This window comes from Paenarthrobacter sp. TA1.8 (assembly GCF_048595705.1).
GTDB classification, from domain to species: Bacteria; Actinomycetota; Actinomycetes; order Actinomycetales; family Micrococcaceae; genus Arthrobacter; species Arthrobacter nitroguajacolicus.
In genome coordinates, this window is the sequence record NZ_CP184287.1 from 4,448,549 (window position 1) to 4,462,381 (window position 13,833).

12 protein-coding genes are annotated in these 13,833 nt (G+C 63.8%); 4 read left to right on the plus strand and 8 right to left on the minus strand.

Features of this window, described 5'->3' with window-relative positions; all coding sequences use genetic code 11:
• Positions 1 to 281: 281 nt before the first annotated feature.
• The gene (locus tag ACNAOT_RS20710) at positions 282 to 1,268 is read left to right on the plus strand and encodes an ABC transporter substrate-binding protein (protein WP_420179217.1); all 987 of its coding nucleotides are present in this window, start codon (positions 282 to 284) and stop codon (positions 1,266 to 1,268) included.
• Positions 1,269 to 1,348: 80 nt separating this feature from the next.
• Here ACNAOT_RS20710 and ACNAOT_RS20715 read toward each other — a convergent pair whose 3' ends face one another.
• On the minus strand, positions 1,349 to 2,278 hold the full coding sequence (locus tag ACNAOT_RS20715) for a threonine/serine dehydratase (protein ID WP_420179218.1): 930 nt from the start codon (positions 2,276 to 2,278) through the stop codon (positions 1,349 to 1,351).
• 77 nt (positions 2,279 to 2,355) lie between these two features.
• Here ACNAOT_RS20715 and ACNAOT_RS20720 point away from each other — a divergent pair, with 77 nt between their 5' ends.
• The gene (locus ACNAOT_RS20720; RefSeq protein ID WP_420179219.1) at positions 2,356 to 2,799 is read left to right on the plus strand and encodes a GNAT family N-acetyltransferase; all 444 of its coding nucleotides are present in this window, start codon (positions 2,356 to 2,358) and stop codon (positions 2,797 to 2,799) included.
• A 73-nt stretch (positions 2,800 to 2,872) separates the two neighbouring features.
• Positions 2,873 to 4,093, plus strand: a complete 1,221-nt coding sequence (locus ACNAOT_RS20725) for an FG-GAP repeat domain-containing protein (protein ID WP_420179220.1) — start codon at positions 2,873 to 2,875, stop codon at positions 4,091 to 4,093.
• Between the two features lie 164 nt (positions 4,094 to 4,257).
• Here ACNAOT_RS20725 and ACNAOT_RS20730 read toward each other — a convergent pair whose 3' ends face one another.
• From ACNAOT_RS20730 to ACNAOT_RS20760, 7 genes are read right to left on the minus strand one after another with little or no spacing between them, the layout of a single operon-like run.
• On the minus strand, positions 4,258 to 5,604 hold the full coding sequence (locus tag ACNAOT_RS20730; protein WP_091469728.1) for an NtaA/DmoA family FMN-dependent monooxygenase: 1,347 nt from the start codon (positions 5,602 to 5,604) through the stop codon (positions 4,258 to 4,260).
• A 9-nt stretch (positions 5,605 to 5,613) separates the two neighbouring features.
• A complete protein-coding gene (locus ACNAOT_RS20735) occupies positions 5,614 to 6,681 on the minus strand; it encodes an LLM class flavin-dependent oxidoreductase (RefSeq protein WP_420179221.1) in 1,068 nt (355 codons plus the stop codon).
• Entirely contained in the window at positions 6,678 to 7,529 is an 852-nt protein-coding gene (locus ACNAOT_RS20740) for a DUF1684 domain-containing protein (protein WP_420179222.1), read from the minus strand. The genes ACNAOT_RS20735 and ACNAOT_RS20740 overlap by 4 nt, the downstream gene beginning before the upstream one ends.
• Entirely contained in the window at positions 7,513 to 8,679 is a 1,167-nt protein-coding gene (locus ACNAOT_RS20745; protein WP_420179223.1) for an LLM class flavin-dependent oxidoreductase, read from the minus strand. Before ACNAOT_RS20745 ends, ACNAOT_RS20740 begins: the two co-directional genes overlap by 17 nt.
• Entirely contained in the window at positions 8,676 to 9,656 is a 981-nt protein-coding gene (locus ACNAOT_RS20750) for an ABC transporter substrate-binding protein (protein ID WP_420179224.1), read from the minus strand. Before ACNAOT_RS20750 ends, ACNAOT_RS20745 begins: the two co-directional genes overlap by 4 nt.
• Positions 9,657 to 9,664: 8 nt before the next feature.
• Positions 9,665 to 10,570, minus strand: coding sequence for an amino acid ABC transporter ATP-binding protein (locus ACNAOT_RS20755; RefSeq protein ID WP_420179225.1), 906 nt, complete (start codon positions 10,568 to 10,570; stop codon positions 9,665 to 9,667).
• On the minus strand, positions 10,567 to 11,532 hold the full coding sequence (locus ACNAOT_RS20760; protein ID WP_208295833.1) for an amino acid ABC transporter permease: 966 nt from the start codon (positions 11,530 to 11,532) through the stop codon (positions 10,567 to 10,569). Before ACNAOT_RS20760 ends, ACNAOT_RS20755 begins: the two co-directional genes overlap by 4 nt.
• Positions 11,533 to 11,820: 288 nt before the next feature.
• On the opposite strand from ACNAOT_RS20760, the gene ACNAOT_RS20765 reads away from it, so the two are divergent.
• On the plus strand, positions 11,821 to 13,797 hold the full coding sequence (locus tag ACNAOT_RS20765) for an FAD/NAD(P)-binding protein (protein WP_364308856.1): 1,977 nt from the start codon (positions 11,821 to 11,823) through the stop codon (positions 13,795 to 13,797).
• Positions 13,798 to 13,833: the final 36 nt, after the last annotated feature.

Consider the following 13,833-nt stretch of genomic DNA (forward strand, 5'->3'; position numbering starts at 1 on the left):
GAAAGGCCTTTCGGTACGTTTTTTGTGCCCGCACGGTTGATTGCCGGGCACTCTAGCGACAACGACGACGACACCCGGCTTATTTCTGTGAGTTGCGTCGCGCTGTGGTTACCCAAGTTCCAGGGAACGGTTTTGTGACCCCGTTCGACGCCCGATTAACCGCCGTGAACCCCTGTATCCCAGCGTTTCAGATCGCTTTGACCGCTTCCCAGGAGCTGCCGGATAGTTGCAGCCACAAGGACGCATCAGACTTCCCGATTCGGGCAATCCAAGGAGAAATAATGGCACGCTTTGCTCTCAAGACCGGCGCCACCGCGGCGCTGGCCGCTGCGGCGTTACTGGGGCTGGCGGCCTGCTCCGATCCCGAGGCGACGGCCGCAACGGGGGCGACCGCCCCGGCGTCGAGCGCTTCATCAAGCACCAAAGAGTTCAACCTGACCCCGCAGCAGGACCGCATCAAGGTGTCTGTGGACTCAGCCGCGGCCGCATTGGTTCCGGACGCCATCAAAGCGGACGGCAAGCTGACCGTGGTGACCACCGGCGGCACTCCGCCGTTGAGCACGTTTGCCACGGACAACAAAACCCTCATTGGCAGCGAAGTGGACATCGCCTACGCAGTGGGTGAGAGCCTGGGCCTTCAGGTGGAAGTGCTGCCCGTGGCGTGGGCCGACTGGCCGCTTGGCGTCGAATCCGGCAAGTACGAGGCCGTCCTCTCCAACGTCACTGTGACCGAGGCCCGCAAGGAGAAGTTCGATTTTGCCACGTACCGCAATGACCTCCTGGGCTTCTACGCCAAGACCGACTCGGACATCTCCACCATCAAGGAAACCAAGGACGTGGCCGGGAAGCGCATCATCGTCGGCTCGGGCACCAACCAGGAAGCCATCCTGGTGCGATGGGACGAGGAGAACAAGAAAAACGGTTTGAAGCCGGTTGAGTTCCAGTATTACGACGACGACTCCGCCTCCCAGCTCGCCCTCCAGTCAGGCCGTGCGGACCTGACGTTCGGACCCAATGCTTCCGCGGCGTACAAGGCTGCGAAAGATGGAAAGACCAAGGAAGTGGGCACGCTCGAAGGCGGCTGGCCGCTGAAGGCCGAAATTGCCTTCACCACCCAAAAGGGCAACGGACTCGCCGTCGCCGCCCAGGCTGCACTCAACACCCTCATCAAGGACGGCAGCTACGGCAAGATCCTGGACCGTTGGGGACTCTCTTCCGAGGCCATTCCGGCGTCTGAGCTGAACCCGGCAGGCCTGCCCAAGAAGTAGGCTCGCTGACCCAACTGAGTCGCAGCAGTGCGCGTTTTGAGAGCTCAAAACGCGCACTGCTGCGACCTACTTGGGTGCGGCTAGAAGTGCGCGGGGTCAGTGTTGGCGCCGCAGAGAATGACGGCAACGGTTTCGCCCGCTCGTGGGGTGTAGGCGCCGGACAGCAGCGCGGCGTAGGCTGCGGCTGCGCCGTGCTCCACCACGATGCGGTGCGTCTCCCACAGGGCCCTGCGGGCTTGGACAATATCCTCGTCGGTGACCAGCAGGCTTTGGACACCCGTACGCCGGGCAACTCCAAAGCCGATCTCTCCGATCCGCCGGGCTCCGAGGGAGTCCGCGGCAATCCCGGAGACTGCCACGTCCACTGGCTCGCCCTTGGCCAACGCGGTGTGCAGGGTGGGAACCGTTTCGGGTTCGACGCCCACCACGCGAGCCTTGCCCTCTACCGCCGCTGCGATGCCGCCCATCAGCCCGCCGCCGCCTACAGCAACGAGGATCGTATCGACGTCGGGCAGTTCGTCCAGGAGCTCAAGCCCGACGCCACCTGCGCCAGCCACGATCTCGGGCTGATCATAGGCATGGCAGTACACCGCGCCCTTCTCGTCGGCGAAGCGGATCGCAGCGGCATAAGCCTCTGCGTACTCAGCGCCGCCTTGGACTACCTTCGCGCCACTTGCGTAGAGCTTGTGGACCTTGTTTGCCGGAGCCGATTCTGGAACGAAAACTGTTGCAGGGACTCCCAGCTTGGCTGCGGCGTAAGCGTTGGCAAGGCCGGCGTTGCCACCGGAAGCCACCACGATGCCCACCTCCGGATTGAGCTCCCCGCTTTCCTTCGCCGTGAGCAGGCGATTGAAGGCGCCACGGGCCTTGAAGGAGCCCGTGTGCTGCATATACTCGCACTTGAACCACAGGTGGTACGGTTCCTGGTTGCCACTCTCGGCCAGCGGCGTATGGCGAACCCAGCCGGCTGTCCGTGAGTACGCTGCTTCTACTTCTTCGCGTGTGACCATCGTGGCTGCACCTTTCGTCGGTTTCATCCTATGGTTTTCGTGGGCGGCCTCGAACTGGGCGGCATAGGCTTGATGGCATGTCCGCTGACTTTGTCCTCCGCCCCTCTGTAGCCACCGACGCCGCCTGGATTGCCGAACTGCGCGCTGTAGTGATGCGCCCGGACCTTGAGCGGTTGCAGCGTTTCGATCCTGTGCGGGTCCGCGAGCGCTTCTTGAACGGCTTCCAGCCCGAACATACGTACGTCATTCATTCGGACGGCGTAGATGCAGGTGTGATCGCTATCCGACCTGAGCCGGACAGCCGGTGGATCGAACACTTCTATGTGGCTCCCGCGCATCAGGGCAGAGGCCTGGGCAGTGCCGTGCTTCACCACGTATTGTCGGCTTCCTTGGACGAACGCCCGTTCCGTTTGAACGTGCTTCAGGGCAGCGCCGCCCGTCGCCTGTATGAACGTCACGGCTTCGTGCTGGAATCCGAGGACCTCATCGATGTGTTCATGGTGGCCCCCGTCAACCCCTGACCTCACGGACGGAAGTGCGGTAGCCTCAGCACACACCACGCGGCAACGACGCGATACTTTCCGGGGGGGAAAAATGGGGAACTTTCGATCGCGCTCGTTGAGGCGCTCTGTCACGACCGTAATCGCAATGGGATTCTTGGGTTCCGGGCTGCCGGTGGCCGGGCTGCTCGGGGCCGGCCCAGCCACCGCAGCGTCCCAGCCGACACCGTACATCGACGGCGTCCCTTACGTCGGTTCTGAAATGAGACGCCAGTACAACTACGACTACTGGGGCTGCAGGAACCCCGACGGTTCCGGGGACGCGATTACCTTGGAATGGTTGCGCGATGGCCAGCCACTCCCCGCCGAGCGTCAAGGTGAAACCTTGCGTGTCCTCCCTGAGGACCAGGGCAGCCGCATCTCCTTGAGGGTTTACCCGCTCACACCCGGCGAACCAGGCTGCCCCACCGGGTCACAGTTGAGCGCAGAGACCAAAGCCATCAAGGCGTCCAGCCGCGCCATGGGGTGGACAGGCCGCGGCAACTTTGAGCCCCTCGCCCGCACGCATGATGGCCGGCTCATCCTGTACCCGCGGACCTACACCTACTACAAAGGCATGTGCGAGGGTCCGTGCCCGGTCTATTTCGGTTCCTGGGATGATCCCCGGCAGGTGGGGGCGGGCTGGAACATGTTCAACATCGTCTTCTCCCCCGGGGATTTCGATGGCGACGGATTCAACGATCTGCTCGCCAGGAACACATCCGGCCAGCTATTCCTGTACCCGGGAGATGGCGACGGCGGCTGGCTTCCAACCCGGCAGGTCGGTGCCGGCTGGAACGTCTTCGACTCGATCCTGGGACCCGGAGATTTCAATGGCGACGGCACCAACGACGTCCTGGCGCGGAACGCGGCCGGCGATCTGTTCCTGTACCCGGGCAATGGAAACGGCGGTTGGCTCGCCCCGTCCAAGGTGGGTTGGGGTTGGCAGGTCATGAACAAGATCATCCCTGGCGGCGACATGAACGGTGACGGCACGGTGGAAATCTTCGGCCGGGACCATAGTGGTGGCCTTCAGCTGTACTCCGCCGACGGTCAGGGCGGCTGGGGCGCCCAAGCGTTCATGGGCGGTGGCTGGAACGACTTCCAGGATGTGGCGGGTCTGGGCAGTTACGCCCATCAGAAATACAACAACCTTGCCGCCGTCAATGGCAACGGCGACCTTGTCCTCTATTCCACGGGCGCCATGACCACCGGCCTCTACGGGCCCCAAGGGCCGGTTGGCAGCGGCTGGAACGTGTTCCGGGAACTCCTCTAGCACCGGCTAAAGCGCCTGCCCCCACACCGTCAGCTGTAAGCTGACCGTTCCGCGCGAAACGTCGACGACGGCGGCACTGGAGCCGCCGCCGTCGGGCTCTGTCCCGCGTGGGCCCGGCTGCAAGCCAAGCCGACGCAGCAAGTTCTTCAACAGGCGTTCTGCCTTCATCCGACGCGCACCGAATCTTCGGACCGCACCGGAGTTTCCAGTCCCAGGTTTTCGCGCAGCGTTGTGCCCCGGTATTCCGTGGGGTAGACGCCGCGTTCCTGAAGTTCGGGAACCAGATGGTTGACGATGTCGTCCAAGCCTGTGGGGATGAGCCACGGCGAGATGTTGAAGCCGTCCACGGCGCCCACCCGGGCGTACTCCGCGAGGTGGTCGGCCACCGCCGTGTACGAACCGGTAAAAGTGGCGTCGATGCGTGCCGTCTTGGAGGTAACGAACTGGCGGATGGAGAGGCCCTTGTCCTTGGCCTCGGCCCTCCACTGATCAGCAAGCTGGCGGGCCTTGGCACCATGGAAGCCACTGCCTCGGGTTTCGGAAGTTTCCTCCACAACGGGATCGATCTCCGGAAGAGGGCCATCGGGATCGTAGGACGAGAGTTCGCGGCCCCAGAACTGTTCCAGATAAGCAATGGCCTGCTGCGGGCCGATCTGCAGGCTCCGGACCCAGGCCTTCTTATCTTGGGCTTCCTGATCGGTGGCGCCCAGGATGAACTCGCTGGCTGGCATGATCTGCACGGCGTTGGCGCCGCGGCCGGCCGCGATGGAGCGTGTCACGATGTCGCGGCGGAACTCAACGGCGTCATCGAATTTGGGGTGGGCGGAGAAGATCACGTCTGCCTGGCGGGCTGCGAAGTCACGGCCATCCGGTGAATCGCCGGCCTGGAAGAGCACGGGGCGGTACTGGGCGCTACGCGGCAGGCGCGGAGTGACGTCAACGGTGTAGTGCTGGCCTTCGTGAAGTACTCGCCGCGCAGGTCCGGTGGGGGTTTCCCATGAGTCCCAGATACGTTTGGCGGTTTCCACGAACGCTTCTGCATGCTTGTAACGGTCAGCATGGTCCAGGTAGCCACCGCGGCGGAAGTTCGCACCCGTCCAGGCGTTGTCGGTGGTGACGATGTTCCACGCGGCCCGGCCACCGGAGATCAGGTCCAGGGATGACAAGCGATGTGCGAGGTCCGCGGGGTCGTTGTACGTGGTGTTCTGCGTAGCCACCAAGCCGATGTTCCTGGTGACTGCTGCCAATGCGGCAAGCATGGTCTGGGCGTCGGGCCGGCCCACAACATCGAGCGCGTGGGGACGCCCAAGATGTTCGCGGAGGCGGAGCCCTTCACCCAGGAAGAAGGCTGCGAACTTGCCTCGCTCCGCGGTCTGGGCGATGTGGCGGAACGACTCGAAGTCCGTCTGCGAGCCCGCTTGGGGTGCTTTCCAGATGGTGCCGGAGTTGACGCCCTGGAAGAAGATTCCAAACTGAATCTGGCCGCTTGGCTGGAAAATGTGGCGTGTCATGGTGTTCCCCTACTTTCCGGCGGCGACAGTAGCCGCGGCAGTGGTCGAATAGCGGTTCTCCGCCGGAGCAAGGCCCAGCACATTACGGAACGTGCCGTCCTGGATGGGCGCCCGCAGTGAACCTCGGCGGCGCAGCTCCGGGAGCACAAGCCGTGAAAGTTCTTCCAGCTCAACGTCCAGGGTGGCCGGGTGGATTCGAACGCCGTCGGCTTCCCTGAGGAGCGAGTCGAGCAGGTCGGTGAGACCCGCAGCAGAGCCGACAAACCGCGCCTGTCCGGTCTCCCCTGCGGCTCCGGAACGCGAAGCCGCAGCCTGCCCACGCGCGTCCAGGACGACGTCGAGCTCTGCAACAATCGCTACCGAGGAACCAAGCCGCGCCCGCACGTCGCGGATTTCGGCAGCGAGCAGCTCCGGCGTCGGCGCGGTCACCAGCACGGCGTCCACCGCCTCTACCGGCACCAAGCCCTCCCCCACCAGCGATGCCACGGCCAACACGGGCAACTGACCCTGCAACGGCCGGGGAATGATGGAAGGGCCTTTCACCGAATAGGCCGGTCCAGCAAAGTCCGCGGGAGTTTCGAAGTCCGCGTAGTGCAGCTTGTCGACGTCGATATAACGCCCGGTGGCAACGTCACGGATCACGGCGTCGTCCTCCCAGGAGTCCCACAACCTCCGGCTAACCTCGATGGACGCCGCTGCTTCCTGTGCCAGCGCCTCGCCCTGGACAAAAGAGCGTCCGACGGCGGCAGCAGCCTCGGGTGACTCTGCCGCGGTCGCGATCCACCCGGCCCGGCCGCCCGACACGTAGTCCAGGCTCGCGAGCTGAGTGGAGACGTGGAAAGGCTCCGTATAGACGGTATCCACCTCGGGGACCACGGCGATGGTCCGGGTCACTGGTCCGGCGAAAGCCGCACGCTGCAGGGCGTTGACCCTTCCGGCGTCCGGCGTGTCCTTGAAGGTTGCCACGTGGAAACCGGCCGACTCGGCCGCGAGGACGGCGGAGGCAATGTTCCCATACCCCGCGTCGTCGAGTTCAATGGCAAGGAATCCGGCCTTGCGCTCTTCGAAGGTGCTCACTGCTGGTCCTGACGTTCGTAGGGAATCTTCTCGCCCGCTTCGATAGCCACCGGAAGACGGTTTTCCGCGGGCGGCAACGGGCAGGTGGCAAGGTCGGTGTAGGCGCACGGCAGGTTGACGGCCCTGTTGAAGTCGAGCTGCACGGAGCCGCCGGCGGCGGGCACCACGGAGAGTGAGCGGTTGGCCGCGTAGGTTGTCTTGCCGGAGGTTTGGTCCGTGAACAGCACGGACAGCGAACCCGGTGCGTGGCCGTCGAACGCCGTCAGCGCCAGTTCCTCACCGGCCAGTTTGAAACGAATCTCGCCGGGAGCTTCGTAGACGTGTTGGATGCCCTCGACGGCGGCACCCACCGTGGTTGGGCGCGGAGCCTCGAACGGGACGAACGTACCGGCTACGGCAAACGCGGCATTGGGTGTATAGGCGGGTGTGCCCTGGTATTCCTTCAAGAGAGCGTTGGACGGGTTCCGTGGCCGCACGATGTACTCGCCGCCGCGCTTGGCCACCTCGATTACGGTATCGCCGGAAACCAAGTTGATGCCGCCGCGCTCCTCGATAGGGCCGAACTCAAGCGTTTCTGCCTTGCCGGTGTTCAGTTCAACGCCGTCCTGCTGCAGGCTTTCGCCCGGCTTGAGGACAACGCGTACGACGTCGTCGTCCGCACTCCAGCTGCCGGGCACGCCTTCCAGCCGCGTGACCTCGTTGCTAAGCCAATGCAGGTGGGTCACGGCGAGGAAGCCGTGCGGGTGGGCACGGTGCCGCTCATGGGCGTCGTGCCACTCCTGCCATTCCTCGTCAAAGGATTCGAAGGCGGTTGCGGTGTGCGTAGCGCTTTTAGTTTGCAAAGACATGGGCGGTATCGCTCCTGTTGAAGGCGTGGTCTGCTGTGACGGTTGCTGCAGCGTCGGGTTCGGTGGCTCCGGCGAATTCTGGTCGGCCGCCAAAGGGATCGCTGGCTTCCCACAGGCTGCTCGGCGCAGAAGCCCGGACGGCCGGAATGACCTCCAGCGCGAAGCGCTCCAGGATCTCCAGCTGCTGTTCGAAAGGCAGCGTGGTGGGCAAGGAGATCGACTGAAGGTCGTGTTGATACAGGGAGTGGTAGCTGAGGATCTTGTCGATCACTTGCTCCGGGCTGCCCACAAGTGCAGGCCCTTCGGCTACTGCGTGCCCGATGTCCCTGAACGGCGAGTTGTTGCCGGGGACGTTCCGGTTGGCGGTCAGCCCTTCATAAACAGGCCCGTACTGACGGATGGCTTCCTGAGTGGTGTCCGCGATGAAAACACCTCCGGCGCCACTGCCCGCGCCGAGGTATTGGTGTCGCGGATCGTGCCCGTGACGCTCGTACTCTTCGCGGTAATGGTCGATCAAGACCTTGTAGTTTCCGCGGGGCTGGATGGCGTTGGCCGTAAACAGTGGGTCACCCCATTTGGCGGCGAGCGCAGCGGACGTCAGGGTTGTAGCTGAGCCGTGCCAAATCCGCGGCGACCCCGCAAAGGGGCGGGGCGTCGTCGTGGTTGGCTCGGTGAGCGGTGACCTGAAGCGGCCGGACCAAGTGACACTTTCCTTGCGCCACAGCGTGCGGAGGAGCGCGTACTTCTCGGCCAGGAGGTCCCACTGGTCGTCCAGGGACAGCCCGAAGAGCGGGTACTGCAGGACTTCGTTGCCTTTGCCGATCACCAGTTCCAAGCGGCCCCGGCTCAGTTGGTCGATAGTGGCGTAATCTTCGGCCACGCGCACCGGGTCAAGCACGGAGAGCACGGTGACACCGGTTTGGAGCCGGATCCGGCTGGTCACGGCGGCAATCGCGGCGAGTACCGTCGTCGGGGATGACGAAACGAACTCGCCTGCGTGGCGTTCCCCTACGGAGAAGCTGTCGAAGCCGAGTTTCTCGGCACGGCGCGCCGTCTCCACCACCTGGTTCAATCGGTCAGCGGTGGAGACGATCTCCCCCGTGACCGGTTTCTTCACGTGGGGAATGATGTCCAGGACTTGGAACTTCATTTGCCGGTCCCGAACGTGGCCTCTGTGACCGTCTTGGATTCCGGGATGGCTTCTTCGGAGAGCCCCCAGCGTTCCAGGACCTTGCCGTAGGAGCCGTCCTTGATGGTGGAGTTCAGGGCATCGGTGATGGCCGGAGCCAGCCCGTTGCCCTTGAGGGTGGTGGCAGCAACGAGCGTTTCTGCAGGCCATCCGGCGTTGACCTTGCCCACTACCTTGAGGTCGTCACGCGTATTCTCCCGGTAGGTCACCGAGGGGAACGGTGCCAGGTTCAGGTCCGTGCGGCCCGAGGAGAGCGCCAGGATGGTGTCGGCGTCAGAGGAGTAGTACTGCAGTGTGGCCGGCGCCTTGCCCTTGGCTTCGAGTTCCTTGTTCCAGGCCAGGAGGATCTTCTCCTGGTTGGTGCCCGAGCCCACGGAGATCTTCAAGCCGGAGATGTCCTCAGAACCCTTGATGTCGTACGTGGAGCTCTTCTTCGCTTCGAAGCCCATGTAGGCAGCCCGGTAGGTGGAGAAATCGAACAGCTTCACGCGGGCGGCGTTGATGCCTACGTTGGAGAAGACTGCCTCGAAATCACCTGACTGGGTCTTCAGGGGCCAGTTCTCCCACGATGTCACCTGAAGATCCAGTTCCAGCCCGAGTTTGTCGGCCACAAGCTGGGCGATGTCCACTTCGACACCGATCGGCGTCTTGTCGTCGGTCGCGTGGAAGGACAGCGGGATTGAACCAGCTGTGGTGGCAACGGTCAGCTTGCCGTCCTTGGCGATGGCTTCGGGAACGGCTCCCGCCGCAGCAGCGTCTTTCTCGGCGCGGATGCGGTTCTGGTCCACTGACGTGTTGTAGACGATCCCGTTCTTGGCAGCCTCGGACTCCGGTTGGGCTGCCGACGCCCCAGGGTCGGAGCACCCGGCCAGCACTGGAAGCACGACGGCGGGAAGTACAGCGAGTGCCAGGAGCTTGGTCTTTGTAGTGCGAAGCATGGGATGTCCTAGATGTTGAAAGCTGGTTCGATGACTTTGGAGAAGAAACTGCGGGTGCGTTCCTCGCGGGGGTTGGCGAAGATCTCCTGAGGAGTGCCGGACTCGACGATCTGGCCCTGGTCCATGAACACCACGGTGTCCGCGACATCCCTGGCGAAGCCCATCTCGTGCGTCACCACAATGAGCGTGGTGCCGGACTTGGCGAGTTCACGGATGACGTCCAGGACTTCGTTGACGAGCTCCGGGTCCAGCGCGGAGGTTGGCTCGTCGAAAAGCAGGATTTTGGGATCAAGTGCCAGTGCCCGGGCAATCGCGACCCGCTGCTGCTGGCCGCCGGAAAGCTGTCGAGGGTAAGCGTCGGCGCGATCCTTCAGGCCCACTCTGTCCAAGAGCTCAAGACCGCGTTTACGGGCTTCGGCCTTGGACCGCTTCTGAGCCACGATGGGCGCCTCTATGACGTTCTCCAAGGCAGTGAGGTGCGGGAACAGGTTGAAGCTCTGAAACACCATGCCAATATGGGTGCGCTGCTTGAGGATGTCCTTCTCACGAAGCTCGTGAAGCTTGTTGCCGCGGACCTCGTAGCCCACCAGTTCGCCGTCGATGGTGATGTAACCGCCGTCGACTTTTTCCAAGTGGTTGATGGTGCGCAACAGGGTGGACTTCCCGGAGCCGGAGGGTCCGACGATCACGGCAACGCCGCCCGGCGGCACGGACAACGACACGCCTTTGAGGACCTCGGTAGCACCGAAGGACTTCCGGACATTGGTGATGTCAACCTGACCGCGGGTGGCCTTCTTGTCCGCCGAGGCGGGCCGGGCCGCCGTCGTGCCGGCAGGAGTGCCGGCCGGAGCGCCGGCTGAACCGCCAGCCTGGGCCGTCGTCGTGGATTCTTTGCGTGCAGCGATGGTGCTCATCGGGCGTCCTTGGTGGGAGTGGAAGCAACGTGGGTAGTGAAGAACTTCCGGGCCTTCTGCAACGGTGTGAGTGGCAGGGTCCGCAGGGCGCCCTTGGAGAAGTGGCGTTCGATGTAGTACTGGAAAACGCTCAGCACCGAGGTGATCACCACATACCAGAGCGTGGCGACGAGCAGCAGCGGAAGCACTTGCTGGGTCCGGTTGTAGATGACCTGGACCGTGTAGAAAAGTTCGGAGTAGGCCAGGACGTACACAATGGAGGTGCCCTTGACCAGGCCGATGATCTCGTTGAACGCGTTGGGCAGGATAGCGCGCATGGCTTGCGGCAGCACGATCCTGGTGGACCTCTTCCACGCCGGGATACCCAAGGCGGAGGCAGCTTCCAGCTGGCCTTGGTCCACGGAGAGGATGCCGCCGCGGATAATTTCGGCGGAGTAGGCCGCCTGATTCAGGGTGAGTCCCAGGACGGCCGCGGCGAATTGGCTGATGAGCGTGGTGGTCTGTGCCTCGAAGAAGCGGACGTCCGTGAAAGGGATGCCCAGGCTGATCTTCTCGTACAGGTAACCGAGGTTGTACCAAAGCAGGAGTTGGACCAGCAGCGGCGTGGAGCGGAAGATCCAGGAGAACGTCCAGGACACCGAGACCAGCAGCGGCGAGGCGGACAGGCGCATGAGGGCCAGGATGAACCCGAGGACGAAGCCAAGGACACCGGAAATGGCTGTGAGCTTGAGGGTCTCAATGAGTCCGTTGACCACCGACTGGGCCGTGAACCATTCAGCCACCACTCCCCACTCCCAGCGCGGGTTGGTGACCAGCGACCATGCAATGGCTGCGACGCCGGCAGCTACCAGTACGGTGCCCACCCATCGCCATGGATGCCGGGCCGGAACCAGCTTGTACTCGGAGTAGTCCGGGGTGGGCGGTGACGTTTCCGCCGTGGCAGGCGGTGCGATTGCACTCATGCGCCACCTCATTTCAGATCGGTTGTTGTCTATCGGATGGCTGCCAATCTAGGGCCGCGCGAAACCCGGCAGCAAGGCGGGAATTTGCACTTCTTCACTGGACTTCGCGCGGCTTCGCAGGAGTTCGCACAGCGTCACAATTTCCTTCCCGAACCGTTAAATGAGACGTGGTTTTGCGCGTCTTAACGCTGCGTGACGTGTGGTGAACGGCGGTTACCGCCGCCTCGACCGGCAGCCTGCTTCGTCCTTAGATTGGGCATCACCAATCACTGCTTTTCAGGAGATCCCATGCCGTCACGAGTACCCGCTATCGCGTTCATCGGCGGCGGCCCGCGCACGGCCGGCGTCCTGGAACGGCTCGCGGCCAACCGTCCCGCACTGTTCCACGGTCCCCTGCATGTCCATGTCATCGAACCGCATGAACCCGGCTCCGGGAGGATCTGGCGCTATGACCAGGATCCCGGGCTACTGCTGAACTCAACGGCTGCGGACGTCACCATGTTCACGGATGCCTCGGTTGCCTGCGACGGGCCTTCGATTGACGGACCAGGGCTTTCCACGTGGGCTGCGGGGGTGCTGGATGGCAGCATCCGGGACGTTCCAGCTTTCGAGCCGCACCTGCTCGCCCAACTCCGCGCACTGACTCCCGCGTCATTCCCCACCCGGCAACTGCAGAGCAAGTACCTTGAGTGGTTCTTCCGCCGGGCCGTGAGCGCCCTTGGCCCGGACGTGACCGTGACAGTGCACCGCGACACGGCCACCGGCGTCGTGCGCTCTTCGGGCGGTGGTGCTTCAGCTGGCGGTGCTTCAGCTGCGTCGGGTGGCGAGCCCGACGACGGTGCGCACCACGTGCGGCTGGCTTCCGGCACCGAGGTGGTTGCCGACGTCGTGGTTTACGCTCTGGGCCACACCGATTCCTTGCCTGGCCCCGAATCTGCCGGACTCAGTGAGTTCGCAGCCCGGCACGGCGGGTTCCATGCGCCGCCGTCGTACACCACGGACGTGGACTACTCCGCCATTGAGCCCGGGCAGGACGTGATTGTTTCCGGTATGGGCCTCGCCTTTGTGGATCTGATGGTGCTGTTGTTCGAAGGCCGCGGCGGCCGCTTTGAAGAAAGGTCCGACGGCGAACTCGAGTACGTGCCGTCCGGTGCCGAGCCGCGGGTCTGGGCCGGGTCACGACGCGGTGTGCCGTACCACTCCAAGATCTCTTCCGTTTTGCGCGGCGAGCCGATCGCCCGTCCGCGCTACTTCACGGCCGAGGCCGTTGATGCCCTGCTCGCAGAGCACCAGGAACTCGACTTCCGTGCACACTTGTGGCCGTTGATCGCCAAAGATGCAGGCTACGCGTATTACCGCGAGCTGTTCACCGGCTACCCGTCGCGGGTGCTCGGGACGTGGGCCGGCTTCGAGGCGAGGTTCGACGCCGTCGATTGGTACAGCGCCGCCCGGGAAGAGCTGGTGGCGTTTTCCGTGCCGGATCCTGCGCTGCGCTTGGACCTCGAAAAATTGGACCACCCGCTGAGCGGCTGCGCCTTCGCCAGCCATGAATCGGTCCAGCGCTCCGTGGCCGCCTATATCCAGAACGACCTTGACCTCCGGACCAGCCCCGACCATTCCGAGACCCTGGCCCTGTTCACCGCTTTGTTGTTCGTGTATATGGACCTTGGCCGCTTGGTCCCCCAGGAGCGGCTCAACGCGCGCTCCCAGCAGACCATCCATGGTTGGTGGCATGGCTTCTTCAGTTTCGTGGATTCGGGACCGCCGGCGCATCGGCTTCGCGAGATGCTCGCGCTGCACAGGGCCGGGCTCCTGAAGTTCCTGGGACCGGGCATGTGGGTCCGTGCTGACGACTCTGTTGGCAGGTTCGTGGCCGGGACGTTCCAGTCGCCCGTGGTGGTGGACGCGTCCGCTTTCATCGAGGCGCGGCTGCCCGCCGCTTCAGTCGAGCGTTCAGCGAATCCCGCTCTGACTGACCTGCACGACGCCGGATGGGGCACCGAACAGAGGCTCCTCACCTCCGACGGTGCCCACTCCACCGGCAAACTCCTGGTCTCCGGGAATCACGAGGTCCTGTCCCCTGTTGATACTCCTCAGAAGGGTCTGTTCGCGGTGGGCCCGTGGACGTCCGGGTGGGGCGCAGGGGCGTTCGCCCGTCCCAACACCAACGCTGCACCCTTCCGGGAGAACGACGCCCTGGCGCGACGGATCCTGTCCACAGTTGCCGCCACGCACCCAACTGAGTCGCAGTTAACGTCGTTATGAGCCCTCAAAACGACGTTAATTGCTACCTACTTGGGT

Bases quoted from the DNA above. Each gene is read 5' to 3' on its own strand.
- ACNAOT_RS20725 (WP_420179220.1), top strand. From the start codon at position 2,873: ATGGGGAACTTTCGATCGCGCTCGTTGAGGCGCTCTGTCACGACCGTA.
- ACNAOT_RS20740 (WP_420179222.1), bottom strand. From the start codon at position 7,529: ATGTCTTTGCAAACTAAAAGCGCTACGCACACCGCAACCGCCTTCGAA.
- ACNAOT_RS20730 (WP_091469728.1), bottom strand. From the start codon at position 5,604: ATGACACGCCACATTTTCCAGCCAAGCGGCCAGATTCAGTTTGGAATC.
- ACNAOT_RS20715 (WP_420179218.1), bottom strand. From the start codon at position 2,278: ATGGTCACACGCGAAGAAGTAGAAGCAGCGTACTCACGGACAGCCGGC.
- ACNAOT_RS20710 (WP_420179217.1), top strand. From the start codon at position 282: ATGGCACGCTTTGCTCTCAAGACCGGCGCCACCGCGGCGCTGGCCGCT.
- ACNAOT_RS20755 (WP_420179225.1), bottom strand. From the start codon at position 10,570: ATGAGCACCATCGCTGCACGCAAAGAATCCACGACGACGGCCCAGGCT.
- ACNAOT_RS20750 (WP_420179224.1), bottom strand. From the start codon at position 9,656: ATGCTTCGCACTACAAAGACCAAGCTCCTGGCACTCGCTGTACTTCCC.
- ACNAOT_RS20765 (WP_364308856.1), top strand. From the start codon at position 11,821: ATGCCGTCACGAGTACCCGCTATCGCGTTCATCGGCGGCGGCCCGCGC.
- ACNAOT_RS20720 (WP_420179219.1), top strand. From the start codon at position 2,356: ATGTCCGCTGACTTTGTCCTCCGCCCCTCTGTAGCCACCGACGCCGCC.
- ACNAOT_RS20760 (WP_208295833.1), bottom strand. From the start codon at position 11,532: ATGAGTGCAATCGCACCGCCTGCCACGGCGGAAACGTCACCGCCCACC.
- ACNAOT_RS20745 (WP_420179223.1), bottom strand. From the start codon at position 8,679: ATGAAGTTCCAAGTCCTGGACATCATTCCCCACGTGAAGAAACCGGTC.